Genomic DNA, 12,607 nt, shown 5'->3' with positions numbered 1-12,607 from the left:
CATCCGAGACATGACCGCCACCCACCTCTACATCGTCACCGGCGCCTCGCGCGGGCTCGGCCAGGCCATCGCCCGGCAACTGCTGACCGCGGGCAACACCGTGCTGTGCATTTCCCGCAGCGCCGACCCGGCGCTGGAGGCGCACGCCGCATCCGCCGGCGCCGACTTCCACGCCTGGCAAGCCGATCTGACCGACGCCGCGCCAGTCGCGGCCCGATTGGTGCAATGGCTGCAATCGTGTGATGAGGCACACCACACCGGCGCCACGCTGATCAACAACGCAGCCCTGCTCCCGGCCGTCGTGCCGCTGCGCGACGCAGCCGCCGCCGACACCATCGCCGCGCTACGCGTGGGACTCGAAGCGCCGATGCTGCTCACCTCGGCCTTTCTGTCGGCCACCCGCACTTGGCAATCCCCGCGCAAGGTGCTCAATATTTCATCCGGCCTGGGCCGCCGGCCGATGGCCTCACAGTCCGCCTACTGCGCGCTGAAGGCGGGCATGGACATGTTCACTCGCTGCGCCGCGCTCGACGAAGCGTTGCAGCCCCATGGCGCGCGCCTCTGCTCGCTGGCGCCCGGCGTCATCGACACCGGCATGCAGCAACACCTGCGCGGCAGCGACCCGAAAGCCTTTCCCGACGTCGCCCGCTTTGCCGGCCTGCACGCCTCGGGCCAGCTGGCCAGCGCCGAGGCCACGGCCCGCGCCGTGCTGCAACGCCTCGCTCGGCCGGACTTCGGCGACGAGCCCATCGCCGATGTGCGCGACTGAGCGAACGCAGCCGCAGCTCAGTCGCGTACCACCAGCACCGGAATCGTCGCGTCGCCCAGCACCCGCTGGGTGACGCTGCCCAGCACCAGTTTCTCCAGGCCGCGCCGGCCGTGCGAGCCCATCACGATGAGGTCGGCCTCGATGCTCTCGGCCGTATCGACGATGCCGCGGTGAATCGCATGCCCCTCGACGACCACGACCTCGACCTCGTAGCCCAGCCCGGTCGCCGCCTGCCGTGCGGCGTCCAGCGCGGAAGCCGCCTCGTTGTTGGCCGCCACCAGGTACTGCTCCTGCCCGTAGGCCAGATCGGTACCCACGCCGGTGAAGGGGTATGGATCGATCACCGAGACGGCGGTGACCGTGCCGTCGAAAGCGCGCGCCAGCGTCACGGCGCGGGACATGGCGGCGATGGAGGTGTCGGAGCCGTCGACCGGCACGAGGATCTTCTTGAACATGGCTTTTCTCCTTCTGCTTGTCGGATGCGGGGCGGAGCCCGGGTTCTTTATGCCATGCCGACCACGGAGAAACGTAAGCGTGCGTGGCCCGTCGACGGCGGGCGCCGCGGACCCGTTTCCGGCTACACCACGCCGTCGCCCTGGAAGCCACCGGCCCGGCAGGTCAGCACCAGCGTGTCGCGGTGGCCACCCTGTTCACCCAGGGGCTGGATCGGCGTCGATTCATGAATCATGCGCGGGTCGTCCAGCAGCAGCAGCGACCAGCTCTCGGCCAGGGTGAAGCGTTGCCCCGCCGGGCCGTCGGCCTCGAACACCCGGGTTTCGCCTCCCTTGATGCCCTCGCGCCCCACCAAAAAAACCGCCACCAGATCGACCCCGTCACGGTGTGCGCCCTCGGGCGTCGGCCGGCCGATGCCGTCGGTGGTGTCGATGCGGAACTGGTGCGCTTCCACGAACCAAGGCTGCGGTCCGCGCAGCGCGCTGGCCACGCCCGCCATCGCTTTCAGGATGCCCTGCCAGGCCGGCCGCGACACCGTGCCCTCGAGCATCGGCGCGAACCAGCGCTGCATGCCGCCGTGCAGCGCGTTGTATTGCACCGGCTGCCAATGCGGCCGCTGCGGCGTCTGCTGCACCTCGGGGCCGTCCACGACGAAGCAGGCGTGGCGCCGGCGCCGGTAGTTGCCGCCGTCGCGCAGGTATTCGTCGGGCGGCAGGCCTTCCCAGTCGGCGCGCAGGTCGGCAAGCGATGCCGGGTCGGTGCTGGCCCAGCGGCAGACGTCGGCCGGCTGCAGCGCCGCGAAACCGCGTTCCTTGAGTTGCGAGTCGAGCCGCTCCAGCGGCGTCCAGGGAGGCGAGAAGGTGTTGGACATGAAAAAGGTCGAAGAAATCGGATCACGCGCCCGGGGGCGTGGTGATGAAGGTCTCAGGGCGCAGCATCAAGAGCGCCGGGGAGAGTTCGCCCAGGCGATTGACGCCCAGCATACCCAGCGCCATTTCGGTCTCGCGGGCCAGCAGCCCGGCGGCGTGCGCGACACCCGCCGCGCCACCCACGGTGGCGGCATAGTTGAACGGGCGGCCGACCAGCACGAAATCCGCGCCCAGGGCCAGTGCCTTGAGCACATCGGTGCCGCGCCGAAACCCGCTGTCGATCAGCAGCGGATAGCCTGGCCCCACGGCCGCGCGCACCGCCGGCAACACCCGCATCGGCGACACCGAGCCGTCGAGCTGGCGGCCACCGTGATTCGACAGCACGACGGCGTCCATGCCCTCGTCGCGCGCGGTCACCGCATCGTCCGGATGCAGCACGCCCTTGAGCACCAGCTTGCCCTTCCATTGCTCGCGGATGCGACGCATGGCGGTCCAGTCCAGGTGCGCCCGGCCGCTGAACTCGCGCACCACGTTGCGGGCGACGATGGCGATGCGCTTGTCGTTGTCGCTGTTCTCGAAATGCGGCAGGCCGCTGCCCAGCAGCGTGCGGGCGAAGCTGCCCAGCGCCCAGCGCGGATGCGTGATCCCGCCCCACAGCAGCCGCCTGTCGGGCTGGAGCGGGCTGGAAAAACCGGCGCGCTCGTAATGCTCGGTGCTGCCGCGCACGGCAACGTCGACCGTCACCACCAGCGTGCCGAAACCCGCCCGCGCCGCCCGGTCGACCAGCGCGGCGATGCGCTCGGGCGTCGGCGGCAGGTAGGCCTGGAACCAGCTGCCAGGCGCGGCGCGGGCGACTTCTTCCATGCGGGTGAGCGAGGAGCCGCTCATCACCATCGGAATGTTGGCCCGCGCGGCCGACTCGGCCAGCACCCGGTCTCCGCGATAGGCGGTGAGCGCGCTTACGCCCATCGGCGCGATGCCGAAGGGCGCCGCATAGTCCTGGCCGAGCAGGCGGGTGGCGATGGAGCGGCCGGCCACGTTGCGCAGCACGCGCGGCAGAAAACGGATTTCGTCGAATACGGCGCGGTTGTCGGTCAGGGTCGCGCCGCTTTCCGCCGGGCTCACCACATAGGAAAAGATGGCCGGAGGCAGAAAGCGCCGCGCGGCCTCCTCCAGGTCTTCGAGGCAGAACACCTTGCGCATCGATCGCGGCACCGGGTCCGGCAGGGGCGGCGGGGGCAAGGGTTGCGGAGGGCTTGCGGTCACGGGCGGTCTCTGTTTTTATGAAGCGGGGCAGCATACAGCGCCGAGCCGGCAATGCCCTTCATGTTGCAGCGCGTCATAACCAATGGCACCATTCGCGCCGAAATGCAAGCTAACGTAAACCCTAATAATTCCCCGGTACCCGTTCCGGCGCCCGGCCGGCCCAAGGTTCTCATCATCGGCTGCGGATTCGGTGGCCTCGAAGCCGCCCGCGCGCTCAAGGATGCCGCCGTCGACATCACGCTGATCGACCGCGCCAACCACCATCTCTTTCAGCCCCTGCTGTACCAGGTCGCCACCGCCGGCCTGGCGGCACCGTCGATCTCGGCACCGATCCGCAATCTTTTTCGCAACCAGCCCAACGTGACGGTGCTGCTTGCCGAGGCGGTGGGCATCGACGTCGCCGCCCGCAGCGTGGCGCTGGCCGACGGCACCGCCCTGCCCTACGACCACCTGATCGTGGCCGCCGGCGCCGGCCATGGTTACTTCGGCAACGACGGATGGGCCGCCTACGCCCCCGGACTGAAAACGCTGGACGACGCCTTCCGTATCCGCCGCCGGGTGCTGCTGGCGTTCGAAGCGGCCGAGCGCGAACCCGATCCGGTCGCGCGCAAGGCCCTGCTCACTTTCGTGGTGATCGGCGCCGGCCCGACCGGCGTCGAGATGGCCGGCACCCTGTCGGAGATCGCCCAGCACACGCTGCCCGGCGAATTCCGCCACATCGATCCGAGCAGCGCGCAGGTGCTGCTGGTCGAAGGCGGCCCGCGCGTGCTGGCGACCTTCCCCGAGAACCTGTCGGAGAAGGCCCGGCTCCAGCTGGTGCATCTCGGCGTGGACGTTCGGCTCAAGACCCGCGTGACCAACATCGACCGCGAAGGCCTCAACGTGGACGCGGGCGAAGGCGGCAGCTACCGCATTCCCAGCCGCTGCATGGTGTGGGCCGCCGGCGTGGCGGCTTCGCCGCTGGCACGCCTGCTGGGCGAGGCGACCGGCACGCCGATCGACCGCGCCGGCCGCATCGCCGTCGCCTCCGATCTCTCGCTGCCCGGCCATCCGGAAATCTCGGTCATCGGCGACATGGCCGCCGCCCGCAGCCACGTGCCCGGCCAGGAACCCAAGCCCGTCCCCGGCGTATCGCCCGGCGCCAAGCAGATGGGCCGCGCCGCTGCCGCCAACCTGCTGCGGCGCCTGGGAGGCCGGCCGACCGAGGACTTCCGCTACGCCGACTACGGCAATCTGGCCACCGTCGGCCGCCGCGCCGCCGTGGTCGACCTGGCGGCACCCTGGGGGCCGCTGCGCTTCTCGGGCACTGGCGCCTGGCTGTTCTGGCTCTTCGCGCATATCTACTTCCTGATCGGATTCCGCAACCGCATCGGCGTGCTGTTCGACTGGGCCACGGCGTATTTCCACTTCCAGCGCCCGGCGCGCATCGTCACCGGCGTGCAGCATCCGGCGCCAGGCGGTCGCGGCCCCAAAAACTGACCCCGACGGGCATCTCGGAAACGGCGTCCCGCGGGTCGCCGTTTTGTTTTTTGGTGCATCGCGAGGTCATCCGCAAACCGCCCTGGTGCATCAACCGGCCCGAATCCGGTGCACAGGGCTTGTATACCAGTGGCACGGTTTCTGCTCATCAGAGGCATGCCCTCCGCAGCCGACATCAGCAGCCGCATCATCGAAGCCGTCATGGCGCAGAAGCTCGCGCCCGGCACCCGCCTGGGCGAGCAGCAACTGGCCATGCTGTTCGATTGCAGCCGCACCATCGTGCGAGAGGCGCTGACCCGCCTGGCCACGCGCGGCATCGTCACCGTGAGCGCCCGGCGTGGCTGGTTCGTGGTGGAGCCCTCGCGTGAGGAAGCGCGTGAAGCCTTCGACGCCCGCCGGGTGATCGAGGTCGGGCTCATCCGCGAGATGCCGCCGATGGACAAGTCCGCCATTCGCCGGCTGCGCCAGCACCTGCAGCGCGAAAAGGCGGCGGTGCGCGGCACCGACGTCGGCGCCCGCAGCTTCCTGCTGGGCGATTTCCACGTCTGCCTGGCCGAATGCCTGGGCAACCACCTGCTGGCCGACACCCTGCGCGACTTCACCGCCCGCACCACGCTGATCGCCATGCTCTACCAGTCCTCGCACGACGCGGTGCAGTCCTGCGAAGACCATGTGCAGATCGTCGCCGCACTGGAAGCCGGCGACACCGCACTGGCCGAGCAACTCATGGCCCGACACATCGGCTCGGTGAAGGACGCCTTGCGCCTGAAGCCGGCCGCCGCCGACGACGACCCGCTGAGCGGGCTGCGCGACGCGCTCGCGCCGGTCGCCAAGACCCCTTATCCGCCCTTGCCGCCGGCCGACGGCAAGGCTGTTTCCGACCCTCCCGCCACCTATCTAGGAGCTCTGCTATGACTTTCGCCCGCCGCCCCCTCGTCCTGGGCATGATCGCCGCCGCCTCGGCCCTGTGCGCCGCCGGCGTCCACGCGCAAACCGCGCTGGACGACATCATGAAAGCCAAGACCATCCGCATCGCCATCCCCACCGACTACCCGCCCTACGGTTTCGTCGGCACCGACATGGCACCGCAAGGCCTGGACATCGATACCGCCCGCCTCATCGCCTCCAAGCTGGGCGTGAAAGCCGAGCTGATTCCCGTGACCAGCGCCAACCGCATTCCCTACCTGCAGACCCGCAAGGCCGACCTGGTGATCTCCACCCTCGGCAAGAACGCCGAGCGCGAGAAGGTGATCGACTTCACCGCCGCCTACTCGCCGTTCTTCCAGGCTGTCTTCGCACCCAAGAACGTGAGCATCAAGAGCTTCAACGACCTCGTCGGCAAATCGGTCGCGGTGACCCGCGGCGCGATGGAAGACCAGGAACTGGCCAAGGTGATTCCGGCCAGCGGCGTCGACGTGAAGCGCTTCGAGGACAACAACGCCACCATCGCCGCCTTCGTCGCCGGACAGACCCAGGTGGTCGCCACCAGCGCCTCGGTGGCCGGCAACATGATGGCCAAGAACCCGGGCGTGAACGCCGAATACAAGCTGCTGCTCAAGGACAGCCCGAACTTCATCGGCATCGCCAAGGGCGAGGACGCGCTACGCACCAAGGTCAACGCCATCCTGGCCGAAGCCAAGTCCAGCGGCGAGCTCGACAAGATGTCCACCAAGTGGCTCGGCCGCCCGGCCGGCGACCTGCCGCAGTAAACCGCACGACGACGGCCCGCGCCGGACCTCCGGCCGGGCCCTGGCTTCGCACAACTACACCAAGCAAGCAACGGAGGGCCCATGCGTATCCAACTCGACTTTCCCGCGGTGCTGGCCGAATGGCCACTGCTGCTCACCGGCGTCGGCTGGACGGTGGGCCTGACCGCCGTCGCCACGGTGGTGGGGCTGGCGCTGGGCATCGGCTTCGCCTGGTCGCGTGCCAGCGGGCCGCTCTGGCTCAAGGCGGTGGTCGGCACCTATGTCGAGCTGATTCGCAACACGCCATTCATCGTCCAGCTGTTCTTCATCTTCTTCGGCCTGCCCGCCGCTGGCGTGAAGCTCTCGCCGGAGACCGCCTCGGTCATCGCCATGGTGATCAACCTGAGCGCGTACTCCACCGAGATCGTGCGCGCCGGCATCATGGCCACGCCACGCGGCCAGATCGAAGCCGCGCAAAGCCTGGCGCTCGGTCGGCTGCAGATTTTCACCCGCGTCATCCTGCCGCCGGCGCTCGCCAAGGTGTGGCCGGCCATGACCGGCCAGATCATCATCGTCATGCTCGGCTCGGCCGTCTGCGGCCAGATTTCTACGCCCGAACTCAGCTATGCCGCCAACCTGATCCACAGTCGCAACTTCCGGGCCTTCGAAGCCTCGATCGTCGCCACGCTGATCTATCTGGCGCTGGCCATCGTGCTGCGCCGCCTCCTCAACTGGGCCGGCCCGCGCCTGCTCTTCGGCCGCTGATCGGGGACGACGAACATGGTCGAATTCACCATCTGGGACATCCTGCGCAACCTTCTGATGGCGGCGCGCTGGACCGTCGCCCTGTCGCTCGTCGCCTTCGTCGGCGGCGGCATCGTCGGCATGCTGCTGCTCGTGGCACGGCTGGCGCGGGGCAACATCACCCGACGTTTCGTGGCGGGCTACGTGCAGCTCTTCCAGGGCACGCCACTGCTGATGCAGCTCTTCCTGGCTTATTTCGGGCTCGCGCTGTTCGGCATCGACACCTCACCCTGGGTGTCGGCCGCCATGGCGCTCACGCTCTACAGCAGCGCCTACCTCACCGACATCTGGCGTGGCTGCGTCGAATCGGTGCCCAAGGGCCAGTGGGAGGCCTCGGGCAGCCTGGCGTTGTCGTTCGGCGAACAGCTGCGCCACGTGATCCTGCCGCAGGCCATGCGCCTGGCGGTGGCGCCCACCGTCGGCTTCCTGGTACAGGTGGTCAAGGGCACCGCGCTGGCCTCGGTGATCGGCTTCGTCGAGCTGACCAAGGCCGGCAGCATGATCTCCAACGCCACCTTCAAACCCTTTGTCGTCTACAGCTGCCTGGCGCTGATGTATTTCGCGCTGTGCTTCCCGATCAGCCTTTTTGCCCGCGTCCTGGAAAGGAAACTGAACCATGCCAACCGTCGTTGATACCGTTTCCGACGCCGCCAAGCCGCCAGCCGCCGCCGGCGCGCCCATCGTCTCCATCCATGGCCTGCGCAAGTCCTATGGCACCAACGAGGTGTTGAAGGGCATCGACCTCGACGTGCAGCGCGGCGAGGTCATCGCCATCATCGGCAAGAGCGGATCGGGCAAGAGCACGCTGCTGCGCTGCATCAACGGCCTGGAAGTGTTCCAGGACGGCGCGCTCACCGTCGACGGCCAGCCGCTGGTCTACGACAGCCCGCAGGCCATGCGCGCGCTGCGTCAGCGCGTGGGCATGATCTTCCAGGGGTTCAACCTGTTCCCGCACCTCACCGTGGGCCGCAACGTCATGCTGGCCCCGACCCTGGTCAAGAAGACGCCGACGGCGCAGGTCACCGCGCTGGCGCGCAAGCTGCTCGACCGTGTCGGACTGGCTGAAAAGTTCGACGCCCGGCCGGAGCAGCTCTCCGGCGGCCAGCAGCAACGCGTGGCCATTGCTCGCGCGCTCGCCATGGAGCCAGCGGTGCTGCTGTGCGACGAGATCACCTCCGCGCTCGACCCCGAACTCGTCGGCGAAGTGCTGCGCGTGGTGGAGTCGCTCGCCGCCGAAGGCATGACGCTGCTGATGGTCACCCACGAAATGGCATTCGCCCGCAAGGTCGCCGACCGGGTGATCTTCATGCACCAGGGCCGGGTGCACGAATCCGGCACGCCGCAGCAGCTGTTCGGCCAGCCCCAGACGGCCGAGCTCAAGCAGTTTCTCTCCTCGCTGCACGACTGACGCGCCAGCGCGGCGGCGCCAGCCACCAGGCCAGCGCCACCAGCGCCGCGAAGCCGGTATAGCCGGCCACGAACACCCAGGCCGGCGCCTCGTAGAACAGCAGGCGCTGCAGCCCATCGGCGATGAAGCCCTGCGCGCCATAGGCCTGCCCGCCGGAGCGCACCCGCAGCCACGATTCCAGCGTGGTCAGCGGGCACTCCATGCCGAACCACGATTGCGCCGCCACGTAGCCGATGGCCGCCAGATGCGCCAGCCGCAACGCCCCACCGCGCACCCATGTCCAGCCGCGCCAGGCGCCGACGAGGATCACCACCAGCCCGCCCACGATGAACACCGCCACGCCCGTGTGCAGCAGCAGCACCGCGTCGGCAAGCAGGCGATAGGCATCGGTCGGCAACATGCCGACATTGTCGCCAGCAGCGCCTCGGCATCAGCCACGGCACACCTGGAAATTTCGAGCCCGGCCTGGGCTCGCAGTCCAAGTCTTTTATAAGACTTGCGTGCGATCGGCCGATTTTTGGCGACAATCCGACCTGGAGCGAGAGTGCCCCCCGGGCCCCTCGCCGGACGTTGGCCGAAAGCAGGACCCCCGCTCTTCGGTGTTTTCTCATCTCCGTTGCCACCGCGAGCCCCACGGTTCGCCCAAATCCAATCGACATGTCCACTGCCAAGATCATCTACACCCTGACCGACGAAGCGCCCGCGCTGGCCACCCGTTCGCTGCTGCCCATCGTGCAGGCCTTCGCCAAGTCCGCCGGCATCGTGGTCGAGACCCGCGACATCTCCCTGGCCGGCCGCATCCTGGCGGTGTTCCCCGACTTCCTCGACGACCAGCAGAAGATCGGCGACTCGCTGGCCGAACTCGGCGCCCTGGCCACCAAGGCCGAAGCCAACATCATCAAGCTGCCCAACATCAGCGCCTCGATGCCCCAGCTCAAGGCCGCCATCGCCGAGCTGCAGAAGCAGGGCTACAAGCTCCCCGACTATCCGGACGAGGTCAAGACCGACGCCGACAAGGACATCAAGGCCCGCTACGACAAGGTCAAGGGCAGCGCGGTCAACCCGGTGCTGCGCGAAGGCAACTCCGACCGCCGCGCGCCGCTGTCCGTCAAGAACTACGCCCGCAAGCATCCGCACAAGATGGGCGCCTGGTCGGCAGACAGCAAGTCGCACGTCTCCAGCATGCAGGACGGCGACTTCTTCGGCAGCGAGAAGTCGGCCCTCGTCGCCGACGCCGGCACGGTGAAGATCGAACTCACCGCCGCCGACGGCAGCAAGACCGTGCTGAAGGAAAAGACCGCCGTCAAGGCCGGCGAGATCATCGACGCCGCCGTGCTCAGCAAGGCCAAGCTGCGCGCCTTCCTCGAAGCTCAGGTGGTCGATGCCAAGGCCAAGGGCGTGCTGTTCTCCATGCACCTCAAGGCCACCATGATGAAGGTCTCCGACCCCATCATCTTCGGCCACGGCGTCGCCGTCTTCTACCGAGACGTGCTGGCCAAGCACGCCCACCTGCTCGAGCAGGTTGGCTTCGACCCCAACAACGGCATCGGCGACCTCTACGCCAAGATCAAGTCGCTGCCCGGCGAACACCAGGCCGCCATCGAAGCCGACATCCAGGCCGCCTACGAACAGCTGCCGGCGCTGGCCATGGTCAACTCCGACAAGGGCATCACCACCCTGCACGTGCCGAGCGACGTCATCGTCGATGCCTCGATGCCCGCCATGATCCGCGACAGCGGCAAGATGTGGAACCCGGCCGGCGACCTGCAGGACACCAAGGCCATCATTCCCGACCGCAGCTACGCCGGCGTCTACGCCACCGTCATCGAGGACTGCAAGAAGAACGGAGCCTTCGACCCCGTCACCATGGGCACCGTGCCCAACGTCGGCCTCATGGCCCAGGCCGCCGAAGAATACGGCTCGCACGACAAGACCTTCGAGATCGCCAAGGCCGGCACCGTCACCGTCACCGACGGCGCCGGCCAGGTGCTGCTCTCGCACGTGGTCGAGCCGGGCGACATCTGGCGCATGTGCCAGACCAAGGACGCGCCGGTGCAGGACTGGGTCAAGCTCGCCGTCGACCGCGCCCGTGCCTCCAGCACGCCGGCCGTCTTCTGGCTCGACGAGGCCCGCGCCCACGACGCGCAGATCATCGCCAAGGTCAAGACCTACCTAAAGAACCACGACACCACCGGCCTCGACATCCAGATCATGTCGCCGGTCAAGGCCACGCAGTTCTCCATCGACCGCATCCGCGCCGGCAAGGACACCATCTCGGTCACCGGCAACGTGCTGCGCGACTACCTCACCGACCTGTTCCCCATCATGGAACTCGGCACCAGCGCCAAGATGCTCTCCATCGTGCCGCTGATGGCCGGCGGCGGCCTGTTCGAAACCGGTGCCGGTGGCTCCGCGCCCAAGCACGTGCAGCAGTTCGTCGAAGAAGGTTTCCTGCGCTGGGATTCGCTGGGCGAATTCATGGCGCTCGCCGCTTCGCTGGAGCACCTGGGCCGCGTCTACGACAACCCCAAGGCGCTGCTGCTGGCCAAGACGCTGGACGAAGCCACCGGCAAGTTCCTCGACACCGACAAGTCGCCCGCCCGCAAGGTCGGCGGCCTGGACAACCGCGGCAGCCACTTCTACCTGGGCCTGTACTGGGCACAGGCCGTCGCTGCGCAGACCGAAGACAAGGAACTCGCCACCCAGTTCGCGGCGCTCGCCAAGGCATGGGGCGATAACGAGGCCAAGATCGTCGCCGAACTGGCCGCGGCCCAGGGCAAGCCGGTCGATATCGGCGGCTACTACAGCCCGGATGAAACCAAGGCATCGACCGCCATGCGACCGAGCGCCACGCTGAACCAGACGCTGGCGGCGCTGTAATCGTTCGCTGCGGCTCTTGCCGCTTCAGATGAAAAGCCGGTGGTCCTTGCGACCGCCGGCTTTTTTTCATTCTGGCCCGTAGCCGGTGGTCCGAATGCGTTCGGCCAGCATCCGAAGCTGATCGTCGTCGGCGCGCTGATGGTCATGCGACGAAACATAGCCTTCGTAGGTCGCGAAAAACTTGTCGACCTTCGATTTGATCGGCCGCCACGGCCCCTGGGTTCCGTGCATCGGGAACAGCTTGATGTGGGCGTGGTCGACGCCGAAGCCTTCCATGATGCAAGCGGTGCGGCCGACGTCGTCGAATGCCTGGTCGAGCATTTTTCCGACCTTTTTCGCCGACGTGACCAGGTCGATGAAGGCGGTTTCTTTCATGTCGAACAGGTAGCTCGGGTGATGTGCCTTGGTGGCCACCACGGTGAACCCTTCGGTATTGGGATGAAGCGACAGGAACGCCATGACGGTATCGCTTTCCCAGATCCGGTGACTCGGGGCTCGCCCGGCCGCGATCCGGCAGAAAACGCATTCGAATTTATTCATTTGCATCGTTCCTTACCTCAGTCCCTCACCGGCCCGCGCAGGCTCTTGGTCTGCGACCGCAGGCTCTTGCCTTCCAGCCGCCGCATCTTCGAGCCGTAGCTCGGCTTGGTTGCCCGGCGAACAGTCGGCACCACCGCCGCCGCGTCCACCACCGCCTGCAGCCGTGCCAGCGCATCGGCCCGGTTCATTTCCTGCGTACGGTGTTGCTGCGCCTTCAGCACCAGCACGCCCTCGCGGGTGATGCGGCTGTCGGAGGTGGCGAGCAGCCGCTCCTTCACGTCGTCAGGCAGCGAACTGGCGGGGATGTCGTAGCGCAGATGCACCGCGCTCGACACCTTGTTCACGTTCTGGCCGCCCGCCCCCTGCGCACGGATGGCGGTGCAGACGACTTCGTTCTCATCGATCAGGACGGGCTTGGCTTTCATCACCGGGCACTGTATCTGCACAACGC

The 12,607-nt window shown here is 67.8% G+C and carries 14 protein-coding genes; 8 read left to right on the top strand and 6 right to left on the bottom strand.

Going from position 1 to position 12,607, the window contains the following annotated elements; all coding sequences use genetic code 11:
- Positions 1-10 precede the first annotated feature (10 nt).
- A complete protein-coding gene (locus R9X41_RS11225) occupies positions 11-769 on the top strand; it encodes an SDR family NAD(P)-dependent oxidoreductase (RefSeq protein WP_318634950.1) in 759 nt (252 codons plus the stop codon).
- Between the two features lie 17 nt (positions 770-786).
- Here the strand turns inward: R9X41_RS11225 and R9X41_RS11220 are convergent, their stop codons facing one another.
- The 3 genes from R9X41_RS11220 to R9X41_RS11210 all read right to left on the bottom strand — a co-directional run bounded on the left by R9X41_RS11220 (position 787) and on the right by R9X41_RS11210 (position 3,294).
- Complete coding sequence (locus R9X41_RS11220) at positions 787-1,224, bottom strand: universal stress protein (RefSeq protein WP_318634949.1); 438 nt, start codon at positions 1,222-1,224, stop codon at positions 787-789.
- Positions 1,225-1,346: 122 nt separating this feature from the next.
- Positions 1,347-2,093 (bottom strand): 2OG-Fe dioxygenase family protein, encoded by a 747-nt coding sequence (locus R9X41_RS11215; RefSeq protein WP_318634948.1) that lies wholly within the window; start codon positions 2,091-2,093, stop codon positions 1,347-1,349.
- A 22-nt stretch (positions 2,094-2,115) separates the two neighbouring features.
- Complete coding sequence (locus tag R9X41_RS11210) at positions 2,116-3,294, bottom strand: alpha-hydroxy acid oxidase (protein ID WP_318635201.1); 1,179 nt, start codon at positions 3,292-3,294, stop codon at positions 2,116-2,118.
- A gap of 165 nt (positions 3,295-3,459) precedes the next feature.
- Here R9X41_RS11210 and R9X41_RS11205 point away from each other — a divergent pair, with 165 nt between their 5' ends.
- The 6 genes from R9X41_RS11205 to R9X41_RS11180 all read left to right on the top strand — a co-directional run bounded on the left by R9X41_RS11205 (position 3,460) and on the right by R9X41_RS11180 (position 8,736).
- On the top strand, positions 3,460-4,836 hold the full coding sequence (locus R9X41_RS11205; protein ID WP_318634947.1) for an NAD(P)/FAD-dependent oxidoreductase: 1,377 nt from the start codon (positions 3,460-3,462) through the stop codon (positions 4,834-4,836).
- A 156-nt stretch (positions 4,837-4,992) separates the two neighbouring features.
- Positions 4,993-5,751, top strand: a complete 759-nt coding sequence (locus tag R9X41_RS11200; RefSeq protein WP_318634946.1) for a GntR family transcriptional regulator — start codon at positions 4,993-4,995, stop codon at positions 5,749-5,751.
- The gene (locus R9X41_RS11195) at positions 5,748-6,545 is read left to right on the top strand and encodes a transporter substrate-binding domain-containing protein (RefSeq protein WP_318634945.1); all 798 of its coding nucleotides are present in this window, start codon (positions 5,748-5,750) and stop codon (positions 6,543-6,545) included. The genes R9X41_RS11200 and R9X41_RS11195 overlap by 4 nt, the downstream gene beginning before the upstream one ends.
- An 81-nt stretch (positions 6,546-6,626) precedes the next feature.
- Entirely contained in the window at positions 6,627-7,289 is a 663-nt protein-coding gene (locus R9X41_RS11190; RefSeq protein WP_318634944.1) for an amino acid ABC transporter permease, read from the top strand.
- Between the two features lie 15 nt (positions 7,290-7,304).
- Positions 7,305-7,961 (top strand): amino acid ABC transporter permease, encoded by a 657-nt coding sequence (locus tag R9X41_RS11185; RefSeq protein WP_318634943.1) that lies wholly within the window; start codon positions 7,305-7,307, stop codon positions 7,959-7,961.
- On the top strand, positions 7,945-8,736 hold the full coding sequence (locus tag R9X41_RS11180; RefSeq protein WP_318634942.1) for an amino acid ABC transporter ATP-binding protein: 792 nt from the start codon (positions 7,945-7,947) through the stop codon (positions 8,734-8,736). The genes R9X41_RS11185 and R9X41_RS11180 overlap by 17 nt, the downstream gene beginning before the upstream one ends.
- On the opposite strand, the gene R9X41_RS11175 is transcribed toward R9X41_RS11180, so the two are convergent.
- Positions 8,705-9,136, bottom strand: coding sequence for a DUF2784 domain-containing protein (locus R9X41_RS11175; protein WP_318634941.1), 432 nt, complete (start codon positions 9,134-9,136; stop codon positions 8,705-8,707). The two genes, R9X41_RS11180 and R9X41_RS11175, sit on opposite strands and share 32 nt — an antisense overlap.
- A gap of 257 nt (positions 9,137-9,393) precedes the next feature.
- Between R9X41_RS11175 and R9X41_RS11170 the strand changes: the two genes are divergently transcribed.
- Positions 9,394-11,616, top strand: a complete 2,223-nt coding sequence (locus R9X41_RS11170; protein WP_318634940.1) for an NADP-dependent isocitrate dehydrogenase — start codon at positions 9,394-9,396, stop codon at positions 11,614-11,616.
- Between the two features lie 66 nt (positions 11,617-11,682).
- Here the strand turns inward: R9X41_RS11170 and R9X41_RS11165 are convergent, their stop codons facing one another.
- Positions 11,683-12,156: an HIT family protein gene (locus tag R9X41_RS11165; protein ID WP_318634939.1), complete on the bottom strand. Its 474-nt coding sequence runs from the start codon at positions 12,154-12,156 to the stop codon at positions 11,683-11,685.
- A gap of 17 nt (positions 12,157-12,173) precedes the next feature.
- Entirely contained in the window at positions 12,174-12,581 is a 408-nt protein-coding gene (gene arfB / locus R9X41_RS11160) for an alternative ribosome rescue aminoacyl-tRNA hydrolase ArfB (RefSeq protein WP_318634938.1), read from the bottom strand.
- Between the last annotated feature and the right edge of the window lie 26 nt (positions 12,582-12,607).

Origin of the sequence: Xylophilus sp. GOD-11R, assembly GCF_033546935.1 — a bacterium.
Classification (GTDB): domain Bacteria; phylum Pseudomonadota; class Gammaproteobacteria; order Burkholderiales; family Burkholderiaceae_C; genus Xylophilus.
The sequence above is the reverse complement of the archived record's forward strand: the minus strand, read 5'-3'. Positions and strand labels throughout refer to the sequence as shown.

Excerpts from the sequence above, each read along its gene's own strand:
- R9X41_RS11225 (WP_318634950.1), top strand. The coding sequence starts at position 11 with ATGACCGCCACCCACCTCTACATCGTCACCGGCGCCTCGCGCGGGCTC.
- R9X41_RS11220 (WP_318634949.1), bottom strand. The coding sequence starts at position 1,224 with ATGTTCAAGAAGATCCTCGTGCCGGTCGACGGCTCCGACACCTCCATC.
- R9X41_RS11215 (WP_318634948.1), bottom strand. The coding sequence starts at position 2,093 with ATGTCCAACACCTTCTCGCCTCCCTGGACGCCGCTGGAGCGGCTCGAC.
- R9X41_RS11210 (WP_318635201.1), bottom strand. The coding sequence starts at position 3,294 with ATGCGCAAGGTGTTCTGCCTCGAAGACCTGGAGGAGGCCGCGCGGCGC.
- R9X41_RS11205 (WP_318634947.1), top strand. The coding sequence starts at position 3,460 with ATGCAAGCTAACGTAAACCCTAATAATTCCCCGGTACCCGTTCCGGCG.
- R9X41_RS11200 (WP_318634946.1), top strand. The coding sequence starts at position 4,993 with ATGCCCTCCGCAGCCGACATCAGCAGCCGCATCATCGAAGCCGTCATG.
- R9X41_RS11195 (WP_318634945.1), top strand. The coding sequence starts at position 5,748 with ATGACTTTCGCCCGCCGCCCCCTCGTCCTGGGCATGATCGCCGCCGCC.
- R9X41_RS11190 (WP_318634944.1), top strand. The coding sequence starts at position 6,627 with ATGCGTATCCAACTCGACTTTCCCGCGGTGCTGGCCGAATGGCCACTG.
- R9X41_RS11185 (WP_318634943.1), top strand. The coding sequence starts at position 7,305 with ATGGTCGAATTCACCATCTGGGACATCCTGCGCAACCTTCTGATGGCG.
- R9X41_RS11180 (WP_318634942.1), top strand. The coding sequence starts at position 7,945 with ATGCCAACCGTCGTTGATACCGTTTCCGACGCCGCCAAGCCGCCAGCC.
- R9X41_RS11175 (WP_318634941.1), bottom strand. The coding sequence starts at position 9,136 with ATGTTGCCGACCGATGCCTATCGCCTGCTTGCCGACGCGGTGCTGCTG.
- R9X41_RS11170 (WP_318634940.1), top strand. The coding sequence starts at position 9,394 with ATGTCCACTGCCAAGATCATCTACACCCTGACCGACGAAGCGCCCGCG.
- R9X41_RS11165 (WP_318634939.1), bottom strand. The coding sequence starts at position 12,156 with ATGAATAAATTCGAATGCGTTTTCTGCCGGATCGCGGCCGGGCGAGCC.
- arfB (WP_318634938.1), bottom strand. The coding sequence starts at position 12,581 with ATGAAAGCCAAGCCCGTCCTGATCGATGAGAACGAAGTCGTCTGCACC.